The following is a 16,744-nucleotide window of genomic DNA, read 5'->3' on the forward strand; positions in this document are numbered from 1 at the left end:
TGAAAGACTTTTATCACTATCATTTGCTGGAGATCATCACGCTTAGACAGCAATGATTTACCGTATTCATGTGCACCGCTATAATGGTTGCTACAGAGATTGCTTCACAAACCTAACCTGTAAAGCGAAATTCAAAGGTGTTTATTTTCCTTCAAGCTATACGCTCACAATATGATTGTTCTCACATGAACACGAATAATCCCCAGATGATTGCAGACACTGCAACACCGATGAGGATGCTTACATTTTTTAAATTCCGGTGTATCATAACCTATCATTATCGTGTTGAACATAACGGGTAAGAAAGGTTTGAAAGATATAAGGTAAAGATCGTGCCTGTATAATTTTATTTTCCAGCACAATGTCTGAACGGTTACTTGTACCAGCCATCCACAGAAATGGGTAGAATGCATTTATGGGTGGAAAAATGGCATCGTTCTGTCCGGTAAAATTGGTTCAACGTTTTCAAGTTCAAAGTTTAGGACGAAGATTTACATTTTCCTGCGAACCTTAAACTTTAAACCTTAAACTTTAAACTTTGAAGCCGTTCTATTTCAATTTTAGCTTTATTTACAGCCTGATAATTCCCACCGTATGGCAGAGAAGAAAAACGCAGCGCTTGGTTTCATTTTCGTTACACTTTTAATCGATGTTATTGGTTTTGGTATCATCATTCCGGTTATGCCGCGTTTGATCAGTGAAATGCTCCATGTGGATATTCCGGAAGCATCGGAATATGGAGGATGGCTCCTTGCTGCATTTGCCATCATGCAATTTGCGTTTTCGCCTCTGATGGGAAACCTTAGCGACTGCTTTGGCAGAAGACCCATACTACTTGCATCGCTTTTTGGTTTTGGAGTTGATTATATATTTCTGGTATTTGCTCCCACCATTCAGTGGCTTTTTGTAGGCCGCATCATTGCCGGTATTATGGGAGCAAGCTTCACAACGGCAGCCGCTTATATTGCCGACATCAGCGAACCTGAAAAACGTGCGCAGAACTTTGGAATGATCGGTGCTGCATTCGGTTTAGGATTCATCATCGGCCCGGCATTGGGAGGTATACTTGCCAAATATGGTTTGCGTGTTCCATTTATTGGGGCAGCCGTTCTTACGTTGCTCAATTGGTTGTATGGATTCTTTATTTTGCCAGAGTCACTGAAGCCTGAAAACAGACGTCCATTCGAATGGGCAAGAGCCAACCCTGTAGGGTCATTGATTTTCTTTTTACGCTATAAAGTTATACTGGGACTCGTTGCGTCCATTGTACTCGTTTACATTGCAGGACATGCGGTGCAAAGTACATGGTCTTATTATACCATGGAGAAATTCAATTGGGATGAGGCAGGGGTGGGATATTCGCTTGCCTTTGTCGGACTGTTGGTAGCTATTGTGCAGGGATGGTTGATCCGGTTTATTATTCCGAAGTTGGGGCAGGAGCGAAGCATTTATATAGGATTAGGATTATATGCGATTGGATTTTTTCTGTTCGGTATAGCTACTGAAGGATGGATGATGTATGCCTTTTTGATTCCTTATTGCCTGGGTGGTATAACCGGTCCTTCGCTGCAAGGTGTTATGTCGGCGCAAGTGCCAGCGAATGAACAAGGAGAATTACAAGGGGCGCTTACAAGCCTGATGAGCCTTACTTCTATTTTCGGCCCGGTAATGATGACGGCGATCTTTCATCACTACTCTTCAAAATCAACAGGTGCTACTTATTTTCCGGGAGCCGCTATGATGGCAGGTGCATTCCTCACACTCATCAGCGCATTCCTCGCGCGATTGAGTTTGAAGAAGCACGCGGTTTAAGGACATATAGTAAAGGTTATTGCTTTTTTTGCGTTGAATAATCTTCTGAAGCTCTTCAATATCGGCTTTGTCTTTGGCTCTGTTGCTTAGTTCTACTTTGTCAGGTTTAATCTTGTTCATACCCTGGAACTTGTTACCTTATTCTTTGCGCTTCATGTAGTTTGGTCAAACCCGCGGCAATTTCAACTTACTTTTATAGCAAAAGTGCAGGAGCGAAAGAAAAAACTGAAACCTGTTGTGCCGCTGGCAACACAACAGGTTTCAGTTTTTTAAATCTTTTTTCCGAAGGTTTCGCCAGCGAAACCTTCGGAAAAAAGATTATCTGGGTGCGCCTACTATTTTGTAAAAGGCGTAAGACTCAACTTCGCACCGGCGAGCACAATTATGCAAACAACCACTGTTCAGAAATGAAAGAATCTCCTGTCGTTATAAATCGGGCGGGCCGGAGTTGACAAAGTAGGATTAGTAGTTATTCGCATGCGCGTTAATGAAAATATTCATGCATGATCAAAGTATATTCTGGTTCCTGTCTTTGGAAGAGACTTATAACATCATCACTATATATTTTCGATGCAGTTCCAACACTAGTTCAATCTTTGTTCAGGTGTCAGGCTGAGCCAGTATGCATACATGTGTTGTTCCTGTTCTTCCGGTGAACTCACAACCAATCTTTTTGCAGGCCATGTCCTATAAATACCGGCTGCCTCTTCGGCTTTAGTTGGCTTATCTGTATTCTGCTGGTCTTCCATAATCGTTGAACGGACTTATTACAAGAATTGACCGCACTATAAATGTACTTATAATCCCAATACACTTTTCAGTTTTGTATACCCGCTCTTGCTTAATGGCACGCGCACATTACTTTTAAGCAAGGCTACATGTGTATCTTTTTCCAATGGCTCAATGCGGGTGAGCTGATTTAACTGGATGATATAGGAGCGATGCACGCGTACAAACTGGTTGGCATCGAGCGATTGTTCGTAGAAGCTCATCGTTTTCTTTTTCAGGAACATTTCCTTTTGTGTGTAGATCTTCACGTAATCGTCATACGCTTCTATATACTGGATCTCGTGCACCGGTATAATGCGAATGTTACCGCCTTCTTTTACTACAATGCGATTGCGTTCCTCCGGCTGGCGGATCTCTTCCTGCAGTAATACTTGCGTGCTCTTTTCAGCGGTAGCGCTGCCGCGTTGTTGCAACCATTTTTGAATCGCTTTGTCAAAACGGTCTTTGCTGAAAGGCTTCAGCAGGTAATCGATGGCATGTGCTTCAAAAGCTTTCATGGCATATTCATCGAAGGCGGTAGTAAATATTACGGCCGGTGGCTGCTCCAGCAATTCCAGCATTTCAAAACCGTTGATCTTCGGCATCTGTATGTCGAGGAAAATCAGGTCGGGTTTATGTGTGGTGATAGCCTTTACGCCTTCAAAGCCATCGTTGCATTCCTGCGCAATTTCTATATCGGTATAGGGCTGCAGATATTCGCGGGTAATGCTGCGGGCCAACGGTTCGTCATCGATGAGTATAACTTTAATCATGCCGTTTGAGGGATATGTACTTCGGTTATAAATATAGGTTGTTGTTGCTCTGGCTGCCGGGTAATGAGCAGATCGTTGCGTGCATACAGCAAATAGAGTCTCCGTTGTACGGCCGACAGCCCGAAGCCTGTGCCTTGCCTCGGTTGTGCCGTGGCCGGATCGAAGGGATTCTCCACCGTTAATATCAGTTGATGATCTTTTACAGCGGAGTTGATGCGAATGGTAATTTCACCGGTCGTATCATATAATCCGAATTTGATCGCGTTCTCTACAATAGGCTGCAGTAACAGTGATGGAAGTTTCATGGCCAGCGAAGCTTCTTCTTTGATCACTTCTGTTTTGAGCCGGTGGCCGAAGCGTACCTTTTCAATTTCAAGGTATAGTTGTAAATGTTTCAGCTCTTCTTCCAGTGTTACCAGTTGCTGGTCATCGCGTCTGATTGTTCCACGAAGGAAGTCAGACAGTTGCTGGATCATCATACGAGCCTGTTCCGGTTTCGATCCTGCCAGTGCACTGATAGAGTTAAGACTGTTGAATAAAAAGTGTGGTTGCAGTTGCTGTCGTAACGTAGCGAGCTCGGCTTCGCGCGCTAATCGTGCAGCATCTTCCTCACGCTTCTCGTATGCCTGTTGATCCTGTATTACAAACCACACCCAGCTTAACACCGCCATGAGAGCAATCATGAGCCAGGCTATAACTCCGCGTATCAGGTGCGAACCTTCCAGGTAGCTCATGTATTGCGTGTCGTCCGGAAAAAGGTAGGTAGCCATTAACCAGCGATGCAACACTACACTTAGTACTGCCAATGTTATACTCCATACCAGCAGGTAAAACGCGTTCTTCGGACCCGGCTGATAGAAGCGCAGGGAATTGAACATAAAGTATCCCGCAGTTGCCAGCAGTAAATTCATGTTCAATGCATCGGCCAGCGCCACCATCAGGCGAAGACCGAAAGTTTCTTCAATCGCGTATGTTTCAAGTAGTACCAGTAAAAGCCACCAGGTAATATACGCGATGGTAATTTTACGGTTTGATATGCGGGGTATATTCAAGCGTTAATCAGTTAAGATCAGAACAATGGCATAGCGTTAAGGCGTAATGCCATAGCCTTTTGGTGTATAAAGTTAACGTATGATTTCGCTTCTTCCATCTCGTGAATGCGGGAGTATACTTCTACACCATCTTCCAGCTTCTTGATCGGTACAAGTTCTGATACATTGATGAATTCCCATTTCACCAGGTTGTTCTTGTCGTTTAGAAAAGAATCCTCTTCGCTCAGTCCGATCATGCGCGATTTCAAAAAAGCTTCTTCCTGTGTCTCCGCTTCAATAAGCCGCAGTTGTTCGTCAAATTGTTTGGTGTCTTTGTTCTCAGCCGTGATGCCAAAGACAATTTTTGCGATGTACCAGTTCATAAGTAATGCTTGAAGGGTTATGAGAATGAAATACATATTGTTTTAAGGATAGATTACCAGTGGTCAGCTAGTAGCTCTTGATGTCGATGCCACCGAATACACACGTACCTCTCAGCACGAGTATCTTGTCGGGATCGGGCGTTGTGATATTCTTGCGTTTATCATCAAGCCCGCCAAATACGCTTACCAGTTCTTCAGTTTGTATTTTCCAGTTGGAAGGAACCACGAGTTTTGTTCCGCCAAATACCTGCACCAATTCGAGTTCTGCTTTGCCGTTGATGTCGGCCTGCATCAGGTTGATCTCAACACCACCAAAGAAGGTTGTTGCTTCACCGCCTTTAAAGTCTTTGGAGATTATTACTTTTTTGGCACCGCCAAATACGGTTACGGCATCTATATAGTCTTCTTCTGTGTTTTGTGTATTGACGTCTGTGAACCGATCGTTGTTGAACCGATCACCGCCAAACCGGCGATGACGTCTTTCTTCCCAGCGTCTCCAGGCATGTTCGCGGTTGCGCTTGGGTCTGAAGATCATGGCCAGACCAATTACAATAATGAATAAGGGCCAGAAGTATTGAGCAATTGAAATGTCTACAAATTGTTCACTCAAAAAGATAAAGCCAATGGCTACCGGTATAAGCCAGCCCCAGTGACGAAATCTGTGTTTGGCACCGGCGAAAATACCGAACACGATCGGTATCATAGGCCAGGTAAACAGCCAGGAAGGAAGGTCTGCACCTGCCCGTTTTGCCAGCAACACGCCACCTACCACTACAATCACCAGCCCGGCCCAGGCACGACCTGACGGATTGTTGTGGTAATCGTTGTAAGATTGGTTTGGGTTAGCGGGTGTTGCCGATGTATTTTCTTGCGTATCCATTTTTTCTGTTTTTTATTTCAAATGTACGGGCATCTGCAGCCCACAGCCATCGTGTTTAGGCCGGCAAAGGTGGCCAGTAGGTGAAAAGGGGAAACCAGTAGGTGAAAATGTAAGAAGCGGAAACAAATCCAAGGCAAATGGCTAGCTAAAATCATTCTTTGGAATTTCAGGAGAAAATGACAATTTTGATTTGCAATTCGCGAATCGCGAATTGAGAATTAAAAGATCTTTTTATGAAAAAACACACAGGCATGCGGCCGCAGGATATCCCCATCCTTTTAAAGATCATTTCTTATCAGCGAAGAAAAGAGAAATGGCAGATGAAAACTATTGCTCAACACTTGGGCATAAGTGCATCGGAAGTCAGTGAATCTTTGAACCGGTCTATGGAAGCCGGGTTGATAGATGAGTCCAAAGAAAACATCAACAAGCTGGCTTTGATTGAGTTTCTACTGCATGGAATCAAATATGTATTTCCTCAAAAGCCGGGTGTTATTACCCGTGGATTGAAAACTGCCCACAGTGCGCCTCCGCTTAACAAGATGATTTCATCGGCAGAGTCTGTCTATGTATGGCCTGATGCGAATGGCAGCGATAAAGGTCAAGCTGTTCCACCGCTCTACCCAACGTTGGTTCAGCCTTGCAGAGACGACAATGATCTTTATCAATTACTGGCCCTGGTGGATGTAATAAGAGTTGGAAAAGCCCGTGAGCAGGAATTGGCCAGGCAAGAACTCGAACGTTTAATATCAGAAGATGGAAAATAAGACAATCAATATTGAAGTAGTTAAAAAAATAGCGATTGCTCTGAAACATTTAAGACAGAAGGTTGCTTTTGTGGGTGGCGCGATGATTAGCGTATACGCCGATGATCCTGCTGCAGATGAAGTGCGTCCTACCATGGACATTGATTTAAGTCTGACGTTGGAAGGCTATGCTGCTTGGGCAAAGCTGCAGGACGAGCTCACAACACTGGGTTTCTCACCAGACCAAAGCTCACATGTAATTTGCCGGTTTAAATATGAAGATGTAACAGTTGACATCATGCCTGACGATGAAAATGTGATTGGATTTTCAAACCCGTGGTATAAGCCTGGTTTGCAAAAAATACAACCTCATGCAATCGCTAATGACTTGGATGTTAATATACTTCCGCTGGCGTATTTCTTAGCTACAAAGTTCTCGGCCTTTAACGGAAGAGGAAAGGGAAATTATATTACCAGCCACGATTTTGAAGATATAGTATATCTCACCGATAATGCTATCTCTCTTGTGAAACAGATCAGCGAATCGGAAGCAGATGTAAGAGAATACCTGAAGAAGGAATATCAAACAATATGGAAAAATAGTAACCGCAGAGAGATCATCTCATGTCATCTGCAGCCACTCATTCGATCTGCCAGGCTAAAAGTCATCGAAGAGAAAATCAAACAGATAATCGAATTGTAATCAGTATAGGCATTGTCTTTATCTAGAAAAGAAAGGCCTCACCCCTTACAGGCAAGGCCCCACGCCAATATTATACTTTCCGGCCAGCAGCTTGTAGCCAGCAACTATTTTCTTCTATGTCTCGGACGAAATATCATGTTCAGTCCGATAGCGATTACAAGGATCGGCCACATTACATGGCCCAGTGAGAAGCTGTCATCGAAGCGATCGATCAGGAAGAGTGTGCCCACGGCTACCGGTATCAGCCATCCGAAGTGACGGAAGCTGTGGCGCGCTCCGAAGAATATACCGGCTGTGATCACGATCATCTGCCAGGTAAATATCCACTCCGGAAACACAACGCCCATTTTGCTGGCCAGCAATACGGCACCTACAGCAATGATTACAATACCGCCTAACGCACGGCCTGTTCTGTCGGGTACTTCATGGTTTCTGCATGTTTTATTTTCCATATACTGAGTTGTGTTCATGTGGTATGATGTTTTAGTTAGACGAATATACGGCCCGGGTATAGCGGATGGCCAGGATGGATAGGCGTGTTGTGGAGCAGGGTAGGTGAACATAGGAATGCAGTAGGTAAATAAGGTAAGTGGAAACGGCCGGCAAGCCATGTTATGGAATCGAACTTTTGTTATATCTTGTATAAGTATAATTAACTAAAAGATCCCCCTATGAACAAGACCAAAACCGTTCTGGCCATGGCGTTGTGTGCCCTGGTATTTTTTTCCGGCTGTAGCGATGATGATGTACCTGCCATTGAATACGTTGAGCAGGGATTCGTGAAAGGCACCATCAAAGGAACCGCTTCAGATGACAAGACTGCTATCGATGAGCAATTCAGCTACAACCGCTATCTTCCCAGTTCTTATTACGGACCATACTCTTCGCTGTATTCTGTTAACAGTGATGAAAGTATTAATATTCAGATCATCCGTCAGGATATGCAAACCGGAGGTATCATGTCTTTTCAGCTTACGCTTGCCAATGCACAGGATACTTCTCCATCGTATAGTATAAGCCTGACTTATATCAAAGAGACTGACAAGATATTATACTTCTCTATGTCTACCGGCTCAACCAATGTAGCGCAGATAAGTAACTTTTCATTCAACGCCTCTACGGGACAAGTGAAGGGCGATTACTCTTTATCGGGCGATAAGAACAGTACCGATAACACTGCTACGGTAACAGGGTCTTTTGATGTTGTAGTGAAAAAAGTAATACAATGATGATGCGCCTGAACAAGATAAGCATTGCGTGCCTGCTGGCCGCTGTTGTATTGCTGGCAGGTTGCAAAGATGATGATGTGCCCGCGTTGGAATATCAGCAGCAAGGTCATATAAAAGGAACACTGGTGGGTATAGCTTCCGATAAAAAGACAGCAATCAACCAGTCGTTTGAATATACCCAGTATGCACCGGGTTATTATCCCGAAGGAAGTGCCTATTCATACTATCGTGTAGAATCGGGCGGAGCTGTAGATATACGGATTATGCGACAGAATCTTTCTACGGGAAGTTACTTGTCGATAAATTTCTCATTGTCCAGTGAAACCGACACCTCGCCGGATGGTATCAATTATAGTTTTCAATATATAACCACCAACGATCCGGTGATCCACTTTAGCATGGAGTCAGGCATTAACAACGATGTTACGGTTACTGGTTTTTCATTTGATCGATCTTCCGGTCATGTAAAGGGAAATTTTACATTGAGTGGTGCGGATAACAGCACGGGTAATAATGCTATTATTACCGGTGACATTGATGTGGTGGTGAAGGAAGTGATACAGTAGCCGCTTTATCGTTACAGATAATTCTATTTATCAATTCCTGCCAAGATGATTTACCGGTATATCACCTTCTGGTCAGTTGTTGCTAGCCGGTGCGAAGTTGAGATTTACACTTTCTGCAAAATTGCAGGCGCACCTTGAGAGTCTTTTCCCCGAGGTTTCGCTTGCGAAACCTCGGGGAAAGATTTAACAAGCTCCTGTTGCGCCGCCAGCGGCCCAACAGGTTTTCGGCTTTCTAATTTTTTTATGAAGTTTTCGCCAGCGAAAACTTCATAAAAAAAAATATCAAGGTGCGTCTACAATTTTGCAAGAAAGCATAAACTCAATTTCGCACCGGCTTGCAGAATCGTGAAAAATCATCCGTGATAACCGGACGTCTAACACTACCCGTTGTCAATCCAAGTCAATCATCTTACTGTAAGTTAGCTGCTCTTATGTTTTATGATATATAGTTTCTATCAATGCCAGCTATATTCAAAATGATATACTCCCGAGCCGAGCTTCATCTTCAGGTCTTCACCTTGTTTTTCAGGGGTGATCTTGGCTGCCGAAAGTTCTGCTTTGTGTTCAGTAACATGTTGATCGGCTGCATGGGGCAATATTATGGTTGCCGTTGTGTTGGGCGGCACCTGTGCATCAAGTATAAATATACCATTCTCTATTTTCCATGTGGAACTGAGCAAGCCGTATAAAGTTTGCAGTTCAGCAGTAGCGGTTGTTAATCTTCCCTTCGAAGGTTCAGGAGCAATAAGGCTTTGCTTGTAACCGGGAGCGGCTTCTTGCAGACCCGCCACTGTGCGATACATCCAGTCGCCTATAGCACCGTAAGCATAATGGTTAAATGAGTTCATACCGGGTGTTTGAAAAGTGCTGTCGGGCTTCATACCGTCCCAACGTTCCCATATAGTAGTAGCTCCCATCTTTACGGGGTATAGCCATGACGGATATGTTTCCTGCAGCAGCAAATCGTAAGCAACATCGGTATAGCCGAAGCGTGTCAGCACATGGCAGAGGTATGGGGTGCCGAGAAAACCCGTAGTGAGGTGGTTGTCGTAATCTTTTACGTTCAGTGCTAGGCGCTCTGCTGTTTGTGCACGTTGTGATTCCGGCAGCATGTCGAAATTCAGTGCAAGCACGTATGCTGTCTGGGTTCCTGACACTAACCTGCCGGAGGGTGTTGTATATTCTCTTATGAAAGCGTCTTTGATCTTTTTAAGTTGCGCGCTGTAATGCTGCACATCTTCGGTTTTACCCAATGTCTGCGCAGCATTCAGTAGTAATTGTGTCGAGTGCGCCCAGAAGCATTGTGCTATCAGGTACTTATCGGTTACGGCCGAGCGACCATCGTTATCATCAAAAGGTCGGTAGAAGAGCCAGTCACCAAAGTGGAAGCCGGTGTTCCAGAGATCATTCTTACTATTCTTCTCCATATAGTTTACCCAGGCTTTCATACTCTCATATTGATTCTCGAGAATGCGTTTGTCGCCAAAAGCCTGGTATAGATTCCAGGGTATAATAACGGCCGCATCAGCCCAGCCGGTGGAGGCCACATCCTGATCGCCCAGTACGTTCGGTATAACAAACGGCACAGCACCATCGCTACGCTGATCGGCAGCTACATCTTTCAACCACTTGTGAAAGAACGATGCCACGTTCATGTTATAGGCAGCTGTGCGACTGAACACCTGCGCATCACCTGTCCAGCCGAGGCGCTCATTACGCTGCGGACAATCGGTAGGTACATCTATAAAATTACCTTTCTGACCCCACTGTATATTATGCTGCAATTGGTTGATGAGAGCGTTCGAGCAACTGAAATTGCCCGTTGGCGCCATGTCGGAATAGAGTGCAGTAGCTGAAATGTTATCCGCTGTTAAGGTGCCCGGAAATCCTTCTACCCATGCATATCGGAAACCAAAGAAGCTGAAGTGCGGCTCATACACTTCTTCCTCGCCACCTTTCAAGGTATATACTACTTCAGCTTTAGCTTCTCGCAGGTTATCGAGGTATACGTTTTTATTTTTGTCCAGCACCTCTGCGTGGCGTATCGTGATTTTGTTGCCAGCGTTACCTTTTGCTTTGAGCGTTATCCACCCGACTAAATTTTGACCGAAGTCAACAACAGTTTCGCCCTTTGGGGTTTTAAATATTTTTACCGGTTTGAACGTTTCGTGTTTCCGAACAGGTGGTCCGTAAGAAGCCAGTATATTTTCTTTTCCACCGTTGATTACGCGCACAGCTTGCCAATCGGTATCATTAAAGCCAGGTGCTGCCCATCCTTTCTTTTCCAGGCGTGCATCGTACGCCTCGCCATAATATATACCGGCTTTGCGAATAGCGCTGGCGGATGCTTTCCATTTGTCGTCCGAAGTAATGACATCTTTGGAGCCATCGGTATAATTTATTTCAAGTTGATAGAGCAGCCCGAGCGTTTTGCCATATACATTCTTCAGCCCGCCCCATGCCAGGTATCCGCGATACCATCCATCGCCTAATAATACGCCGGTAGCGTTGTTGCCGCTCTGCACGAGCGCAGTAACATCGTAAGTCTGGTATTGCAGTCTTTTGTTATAGCTAGTCCAGCCGGGTGTGAGGTATTGATCGCCCACACGCTTACCGTTGATGTGCGCTTCGTATAGTCCGTGTGCTGTAATGTATAGTCTTGCAGAAGCAATGGCCTTCTTTGCTTCGAATGTTCTTCGCAGCATGGGTGCCGGTTGTCCGGTGCTATCGCCCGGTAAGGCAGGTTCGATCCAGCTTGCCTGCCAGTCGTCCGGTTTCAATAATCCCATTTCAAAAAACTGCGCTTCACTAAAGGCCGAGGCATTGCCTTTGTTATCCCAGGCACGCACTTGCCAGCGATACCGTTGTTTAGCTTTGAGCGGAGCACCCTGATAAGGAATGAATACCGATTGATCGGATGTTACTTTCCCGCTCTGCCACACCAGCGTTTTGGCTTTATCGTCCTGACTTACGCGAACTTCGTATGCAGTTTGAAGAACATCGCGCAGCGAAGAGCGAAGTTTCCAGCTAAAGCGTGGCGAGGTAACATCTATACCCAGCGGATTGTGTTGATATTCTGTCGTTAGCTCAACGAGCTGAAGTTTCTGCGCATACCCAATGAGTGTGCAGAGAATTAAGAGCAGTGTAGTGACAAAGCGTGGCATAATAAAGTATAATTATGCCTTAAAATAGAAAGTCGGTGCGGATTAACTACCCTGCTCTTTGCTGCTTCAGGAATTAAATAAGTCGTGAAGTTTGGCGTATTGCAGCAGCATAATGGTTTTGGCATCGCGTATCTCACCCGCGGCAATCATGCCGTATGCCTTTTCAAAGTCGTATTCCAGTACTTCAATGTCTTCATCTTCATCCACACCTCCACCTTCGTTTACTTTTTGGTCGTGCGAATATTCGCCGATAAAGAAATACAGTATCTCCGTTACCGATCCGGGTGACATATATACATCGAATATCTTCTTGACATGCGATATGCGATAGCCCGTCTCTTCTTCGGTTTCCCTGCGAATGCAATCCTCCGGATTATCCAGATCGAGTAAACCGGCACAGGCTTCGATGAGCATACCGCTGTCGTTACCGTTCACAAAAGTGGGTAGGCGAAACTGTCGCGTCAGGATTACCGTGCGTTGCTGCTTGTTGTATAGCAGTATGGTGGCACCATTGCCGCGATCGTATGCTTCGCGACTTAGGGTTACTTCTGCACCGTGCTTGTCAGTGATAGAGAATGTGTACTTGTAAAGTTTGTACCAGTTGGCGGAAAGAATTTCTTTCTGCAGGATTTTAACGGATGGGGTCATTTTAATATGCTGGATAGAGTGGAGTGATTGTTGATTTGTGTAGCCCAGGCGTTGTTTGTATGGGCTGCTGGCTTCTGCTGCTAGCGGCTGGAAGTTGGGGAAGTGAGATTGGTGTGTAGCCGATTTGCATTAAATAGGAAAATATGTTTTAACCAGACTTGATGAGGTGCCGGTAAATACAACAAGGTTGAACTTGCTTTGTAAGGTCAAGGTTACAGCACGTGTAATGGCTGTAAATTATTCGGCTGCGATCAGCTTTTTGTAGATCTCGAGGCATACCCAGGCATCGGTGGCAGCATATTCCAGTTGCTTTTCGGTGAGGGTAGGGGCTTCCCAGTTAGAAGTCTGTGCGCTCTTGGATATGCGGAAACCGAGTAGCAATCCCGTCAGTTTTTTTACACTCTCTACTTGCAATCCTTTATCCTTGGAGAGATTGGCGAGCTCTACGAATGACTGCGGATGAAAGCGCTTGAGCTTTTGCAATGCCTTGATGTCGTCACGAATGGCAACGCCTGCCTTGATGATGTTGGTGTTTTCAAAAATTGAAGCCAGTTCATCGGTAACGCCTGTATGATGCAGGCGGATGAGAAATACCTTTTGCGGCAATGCCAGTTGAAGCAATGCCACGCTATAGGATTGTCCTTTTTTAAAGCTGGGCCGTGTCTCGGTATCGAAGCCAACCACCGGATGTTTTTCGATCTCCTTTACAGCTTTTGAGAGCTTTTCAGCATCGGTAATAACACTCACCTTGCCACTGAAAGCCTTCAGAGGCAGAAGGTTAAGTTCTTCCGCAGTGATGTTCGTCTTCGGTACTACGCCCTGATCTGCCGCGTTGTCCGGGTGTTCTTTCGGAGGAGTCATTAAAAAATCCAAATTGACAGCGTTTAAAAAATTCCTTCCACGAGGCCATTAAGTTAAATTAAAAAATCAACTCATCTTTTAATCACCGGAAATTTTAGTGGTTATTCTAAAAACAAACTGTCCGTGCCGGCCCCCGGAGCACCCAACCTGTTTAATTTTTATTTATTTTGAGCCCTCCTTAAACCTGAACTGAATGTCTAACTCCCTATTCCGAAAGAAATCAATCCCGGCAATCCTTAAAGATGTTGAAGATGGAAACGATGATCATGGTTCCGCAAGTCTTAAAAAAGTACTGGGGGTACGCGACCTGACTTCGTTGGGTATAGCAGCCGTAATCGGGGCGGGTATCTTTTCTACCATTGGGCAAGCCGCTTATGATGGCGGCCCGGGGGTAATATTTCTCTTCATCATTACCGCGATTACCTGTGGTTTCACCGCGTTATGTTATGCTGAATTTGCTTCGCGTGTTCCCGTGGCGGGCAGTGCCTACACATACTCGTATGTTACGTTCGGTGAAGTGGCCGCATGGGTTATCGGGTGGGCACTTATTCTGGAATATGGTATCGGCAACGTGGTGGTTTCCATATCGTGGAGCAGTTATTTCGCCAACCTGCTGGAAGGTATAGGTATACATTTGCCGGCGTGGCTCACAACCGATCCGACTACAGCCAGAACTTCGTATGACGCTGCTATAGCGGCCGGAGCTTCTACCGAAGGCATGGCCTGGACAACCGCTCCGCTTCTGGGCAGCTTCAGATTTATATGCAACCTGCCGGCGGCACTGATCATTGCTATTATTACTGTGCTGGCGTATATAGGTATAAAAGAAAGTCGCAGCAGTGCCAACTTCATGGTGGGATTAAAACTGGTTGTGCTCGCCATTATCGTAGCGGTGGGCGTATTCTATATTGATACCAATAACTGGACTCCTTTTCTTCCCAATAATTTTACCGGTGTGCTGAAAGGTGTGTCGGCTGTGTTTTTTGCGTATATAGGATTCGATGCGATATCCACCACAGCAGAAGAATGCGCCAATCCGCAACGAGACCTGCCGCGTGGTATGATGTACTCGCTCATCATTTGTACAATCATCTATGTAGTGGTAACACTGGTAATTACCGGTATGGTAAATTATTCAGAGTTCAACAATGTGTCTGATCCGCTCGCGTATGTATTTGAAAAGATCAACCTCGGCAAAGTCGGGTTTTTTATCTCGGTGAGTGCTGTGCTTGCCGCCACCAGTGTGTTGCTCGTGTTTCAGATCGGGCAGCCGCGCATCTGGATGAGTATGAGCCGTGATGGTTTGCTGCCAAAGAAATTCTCCACTATACATCCCAGGTTTCAGACGCCATCGTTCTCTACGATTGTAACCGGTTTTATTGTTGCTATACCTTCGTTGTTTGTAGAGAGTGCCTTGATGACAGACCTTACCAGTATAGGAACCTTGTTTGCGTTTGTGCTGGTGTGTGGAGGTGTTCTATTGTTGCCCGAAGTGGAGGATAAAGACGCAAAGAAATTTAATCTTCCCAGGATCAATGGGCAATGGATTGTGCCGGTGCTCTTTGCTATATTTCTCTATGGATTTCGAGAGCGCATTGTATCATCGGTGAGCAACATTGGTAATGAATCGCATCAGGAAATATTGTTTATTGTATTCATAGTACTCGCAGCCGCCATTACGATCGCTTCTTTTATGAAGAAGCTTTCGCTTATACCGGTGCTGGGAATGTTGTGCTGTTTATACCTGATGATTGAAATACCAGCCCGCAGTTGGGCCGTATTCTTCGGCTGGATGCTCTTTGGCCTGGTGATCTACTTCAGCTACGGTTACTGGAAAAGTAAACTTTCGGCTGCAAAAAGTAAGGCGTAAAAAATATACTATATCGATATCGCATGTACTCCGTTGAAAAAGTAAGTTATACAGACGCGCTTAGCTTGTTGGATCAGGTAGTGCAGGAAGCTTCGAAGGTCCGGAAACATGTGGCGGTTGCTGTTGCCGGCCCGGAAGGCGAACTCATCGCTTTTCTGCGCATGGATGAAGCGAGTCCTGCAGCATCGGTTATAGCCCAGAATAAAGCATATACTTCGGCCCGCGATCGTAAATCAACGAAGCAGATGGGTGAATTTATGCTGGGCAGTGACAGGCCACCGGCATTCTGGGGCGATAAAGGTATAACCGGCTTTGGCGGTGGTTTACCAATCGTTCAACAGGGAAAAGTTGTGGGTGGCATTGGTATCAGCGGACTGTCGGAAGAAGAGGATGAACGCATCGCCCGTGCCGCTATAGCGGCAGTGTATAAATATTGATTCCGATTGTCCGGAGAAAAAGAGGGGTATATCTATGCCGCTCCGTTTCTAAGGTATATAGTATATATGGTGAACGTTATTTCGATCAGAGGTGAATCGAAATGATAATGCCGTAAAGCAATGCGGCAATGGTAGGAGTCATTAACAACAAGTCGATCAGTTTGAATTTATTCGTTTTCATTTTCGTAAGGGGATAATCCCGATAACATTGTTGATGGGGGAAGTCCTAAAATCATGCCAATCGACTAAAGCGGTAATAACGGTCGCTTTTCAATCCGGGAAATTCCACTAACTTCCCTCGAATTGTTGAAAATTATGCTGGATTCAAATACTGTGATGCAAAAGGCCAAGACATCGGCTTTTTACCGGATGCTTCTCAACTGGTCTTTAAACCGGATGATTCCCTTTAATCGGCCACATGGTTTCCGAATACTGGAAATTGGTGACTATCACCTGAAAACGCTGGTGCCTTACCGTAAAAGAAACTTCAATCACATCCGCGGCATTCATGCCTGTGCACTGGCTACGATCTCCGAATTTACCACCGGCTTTCTCCTGATCGGCAAACTCGATTCAAGAAAATACAGGCTTATTATGCAACGCCTGGAAATGGATTATCACTACCAGGCCAAGATGGATGCAACGGCTACGTTCACGATCTCGGAAGAGTGGATACAGCGTGCTGTTTATGAGCCCTTGAAAACACAGGAAGCTGTGGTGATCATTTGCGAGGTAAAGATCCACGATGCGAACGGAAATCATCTTACCACCGGCAAAATACACTGGCAGATAAAAGACTGGCAGAAAGTAAAAACGAAAGTAGCTGCCTGAGTGCAGCGTTTGAAGATTGAACGGAATGAAGTAAATTTCTTA

The 16,744-nt window shown here is 45.2% G+C and carries 16 protein-coding genes; 8 read left to right on the top strand and 8 right to left on the bottom strand.

Annotated elements, in window-relative coordinates; all coding sequences use genetic code 11:
* Nucleotides 1-594 precede the first annotated feature (594 nt).
* Nucleotides 595-1,812, top strand: coding sequence for a TCR/Tet family MFS transporter (locus V7Q33_RS08105; RefSeq protein WP_331975808.1), 1,218 nt, complete (start codon nucleotides 595-597; stop codon nucleotides 1,810-1,812).
* Nucleotides 1,813-2,609: 797 nt separating this feature from the next.
* Here V7Q33_RS08105 and V7Q33_RS08110 read toward each other — a convergent pair.
* The 4 genes from V7Q33_RS08110 to V7Q33_RS08125 form a co-directional block, all read right to left on the bottom strand.
* The gene (locus tag V7Q33_RS08110; protein ID WP_331975806.1) at nucleotides 2,610-3,353 is read right to left on the bottom strand and encodes a LytR/AlgR family response regulator transcription factor; all 744 of its coding nucleotides are present in this window, start codon (nucleotides 3,351-3,353) and stop codon (nucleotides 2,610-2,612) included.
* Entirely contained in the window at nucleotides 3,350-4,405 is a 1,056-nt protein-coding gene (locus V7Q33_RS08115; RefSeq protein WP_331975804.1) for a sensor histidine kinase, read from the bottom strand. Before V7Q33_RS08115 ends, V7Q33_RS08110 begins: the two co-directional genes overlap by 4 nt.
* 17 nt (nucleotides 4,406-4,422) lie before the next feature.
* Nucleotides 4,423-4,767: a DUF4288 domain-containing protein gene (locus V7Q33_RS08120; protein WP_331975802.1), complete on the bottom strand. Its 345-nt coding sequence runs from the start codon at nucleotides 4,765-4,767 to the stop codon at nucleotides 4,423-4,425.
* 67 nt (nucleotides 4,768-4,834) lie between these two features.
* On the bottom strand, nucleotides 4,835-5,647 hold the full coding sequence (locus V7Q33_RS08125) for a LiaF transmembrane domain-containing protein (RefSeq protein WP_333819509.1): 813 nt from the start codon (nucleotides 5,645-5,647) through the stop codon (nucleotides 4,835-4,837).
* Between the two features lie 233 nt (nucleotides 5,648-5,880).
* Here V7Q33_RS08125 and V7Q33_RS08130 point away from each other — a divergent pair, with 233 nt between their 5' ends.
* A complete protein-coding gene (locus tag V7Q33_RS08130) occupies nucleotides 5,881-6,414 on the top strand; it encodes a hypothetical protein (protein WP_333819510.1) in 534 nt (177 codons plus the stop codon).
* On the top strand, nucleotides 6,404-7,096 hold the full coding sequence (locus V7Q33_RS08135; RefSeq protein WP_331975797.1) for a nucleotidyl transferase AbiEii/AbiGii toxin family protein: 693 nt from the start codon (nucleotides 6,404-6,406) through the stop codon (nucleotides 7,094-7,096). Before V7Q33_RS08130 ends, V7Q33_RS08135 begins: the two co-directional genes overlap by 11 nt.
* 104 nt (nucleotides 7,097-7,200) lie before the next feature.
* On the opposite strand, the gene V7Q33_RS08140 is transcribed toward V7Q33_RS08135, so the two are convergent.
* Nucleotides 7,201-7,566: a LiaF transmembrane domain-containing protein gene (locus V7Q33_RS08140; protein WP_331975795.1), complete on the bottom strand. Its 366-nt coding sequence runs from the start codon at nucleotides 7,564-7,566 to the stop codon at nucleotides 7,201-7,203.
* A gap of 201 nt (nucleotides 7,567-7,767) precedes the next feature.
* On the opposite strand from V7Q33_RS08140, the gene V7Q33_RS08145 reads away from it, so the two are divergent.
* Together V7Q33_RS08145 and V7Q33_RS08150 are read left to right on the top strand one after the other, a co-directional pair.
* The gene (locus V7Q33_RS08145) at nucleotides 7,768-8,325 is read left to right on the top strand and encodes a hypothetical protein (RefSeq protein ID WP_331975793.1); all 558 of its coding nucleotides are present in this window, start codon (nucleotides 7,768-7,770) and stop codon (nucleotides 8,323-8,325) included.
* Nucleotides 8,322-8,891: a hypothetical protein gene (locus V7Q33_RS08150; RefSeq protein ID WP_331975791.1), complete on the top strand. Its 570-nt coding sequence runs from the start codon at nucleotides 8,322-8,324 to the stop codon at nucleotides 8,889-8,891. The genes V7Q33_RS08145 and V7Q33_RS08150 overlap by 4 nt, the downstream gene beginning before the upstream one ends.
* A gap of 455 nt (nucleotides 8,892-9,346) precedes the next feature.
* Here the strand turns inward: V7Q33_RS08150 and V7Q33_RS08155 are convergent, their stop codons facing one another.
* From V7Q33_RS08155 to V7Q33_RS08165, 3 genes are all read right to left on the bottom strand, one after another.
* On the bottom strand, nucleotides 9,347-12,055 hold the full coding sequence (locus V7Q33_RS08155) for a family 78 glycoside hydrolase catalytic domain (protein WP_333819513.1): 2,709 nt from the start codon (nucleotides 12,053-12,055) through the stop codon (nucleotides 9,347-9,349).
* 66 nt (nucleotides 12,056-12,121) lie between these two features.
* The gene (nudK, locus tag V7Q33_RS08160) at nucleotides 12,122-12,703 is read right to left on the bottom strand and encodes a GDP-mannose pyrophosphatase NudK (protein ID WP_331978239.1); all 582 of its coding nucleotides are present in this window, start codon (nucleotides 12,701-12,703) and stop codon (nucleotides 12,122-12,124) included.
* A 237-nt stretch (nucleotides 12,704-12,940) separates the two neighbouring features.
* A complete protein-coding gene (locus tag V7Q33_RS08165) occupies nucleotides 12,941-13,576 on the bottom strand; it encodes a 3'-5' exonuclease (protein ID WP_331978237.1) in 636 nt (211 codons plus the stop codon).
* 181 nt (nucleotides 13,577-13,757) lie between these two features.
* Here V7Q33_RS08165 and V7Q33_RS08170 point away from each other — a divergent pair, with 181 nt between their 5' ends.
* From V7Q33_RS08170 to V7Q33_RS08180, 3 genes are all read left to right on the top strand, one after another.
* The gene (locus tag V7Q33_RS08170) at nucleotides 13,758-15,434 is read left to right on the top strand and encodes an amino acid permease (RefSeq protein WP_333819514.1); all 1,677 of its coding nucleotides are present in this window, start codon (nucleotides 13,758-13,760) and stop codon (nucleotides 15,432-15,434) included.
* Between the two features lie 23 nt (nucleotides 15,435-15,457).
* Complete coding sequence (locus V7Q33_RS08175; protein WP_333819516.1) at nucleotides 15,458-15,871, top strand: GlcG/HbpS family heme-binding protein; 414 nt, start codon at nucleotides 15,458-15,460, stop codon at nucleotides 15,869-15,871.
* A gap of 315 nt (nucleotides 15,872-16,186) precedes the next feature.
* A complete protein-coding gene (locus V7Q33_RS08180; RefSeq protein ID WP_331978231.1) occupies nucleotides 16,187-16,702 on the top strand; it encodes a DUF4442 domain-containing protein in 516 nt (171 codons plus the stop codon).
* Nucleotides 16,703-16,744: the final 42 nt, after the last annotated feature.

The sequence above is a fragment of the Ohtaekwangia sp. genome (genome assembly GCF_036786105.1).
Classification (GTDB): Bacteria; Bacteroidota; Bacteroidia; order Cytophagales; family Cyclobacteriaceae; genus Ohtaekwangia.

Coding starts and splice junctions, on each gene's coding strand:
- V7Q33_RS08105 (WP_331975808.1), top strand. CDS start 595: ATGGCAGAGAAGAAAAACGCAGCGCTTGGTTTCATTTTCGTTACACTT.
- V7Q33_RS08155 (WP_333819513.1), bottom strand. CDS start 12,055: ATGCCACGCTTTGTCACTACACTGCTCTTAATTCTCTGCACACTCATT.
- V7Q33_RS08120 (WP_331975802.1), bottom strand. CDS start 4,767: ATGAACTGGTACATCGCAAAAATTGTCTTTGGCATCACGGCTGAGAAC.
- V7Q33_RS08135 (WP_331975797.1), top strand. CDS start 6,404: ATGGAAAATAAGACAATCAATATTGAAGTAGTTAAAAAAATAGCGATT.
- V7Q33_RS08140 (WP_331975795.1), bottom strand. CDS start 7,566: ATGAACACAACTCAGTATATGGAAAATAAAACATGCAGAAACCATGAA.
- V7Q33_RS08150 (WP_331975791.1), top strand. CDS start 8,322: ATGATGATGCGCCTGAACAAGATAAGCATTGCGTGCCTGCTGGCCGCT.
- V7Q33_RS08125 (WP_333819509.1), bottom strand. CDS start 5,647: ATGGATACGCAAGAAAATACATCGGCAACACCCGCTAACCCAAACCAA.
- V7Q33_RS08130 (WP_333819510.1), top strand. CDS start 5,881: ATGAAAAAACACACAGGCATGCGGCCGCAGGATATCCCCATCCTTTTA.
- V7Q33_RS08145 (WP_331975793.1), top strand. CDS start 7,768: ATGAACAAGACCAAAACCGTTCTGGCCATGGCGTTGTGTGCCCTGGTA.
- nudK (WP_331978239.1), bottom strand. CDS start 12,703: ATGACCCCATCCGTTAAAATCCTGCAGAAAGAAATTCTTTCCGCCAAC.
- V7Q33_RS08110 (WP_331975806.1), bottom strand. CDS start 3,353: ATGATTAAAGTTATACTCATCGATGACGAACCGTTGGCCCGCAGCATT.
- V7Q33_RS08180 (WP_331978231.1), top strand. CDS start 16,187: ATGCTGGATTCAAATACTGTGATGCAAAAGGCCAAGACATCGGCTTTT.
- V7Q33_RS08170 (WP_333819514.1), top strand. CDS start 13,758: ATGTCTAACTCCCTATTCCGAAAGAAATCAATCCCGGCAATCCTTAAA.
- V7Q33_RS08175 (WP_333819516.1), top strand. CDS start 15,458: ATGTACTCCGTTGAAAAAGTAAGTTATACAGACGCGCTTAGCTTGTTG.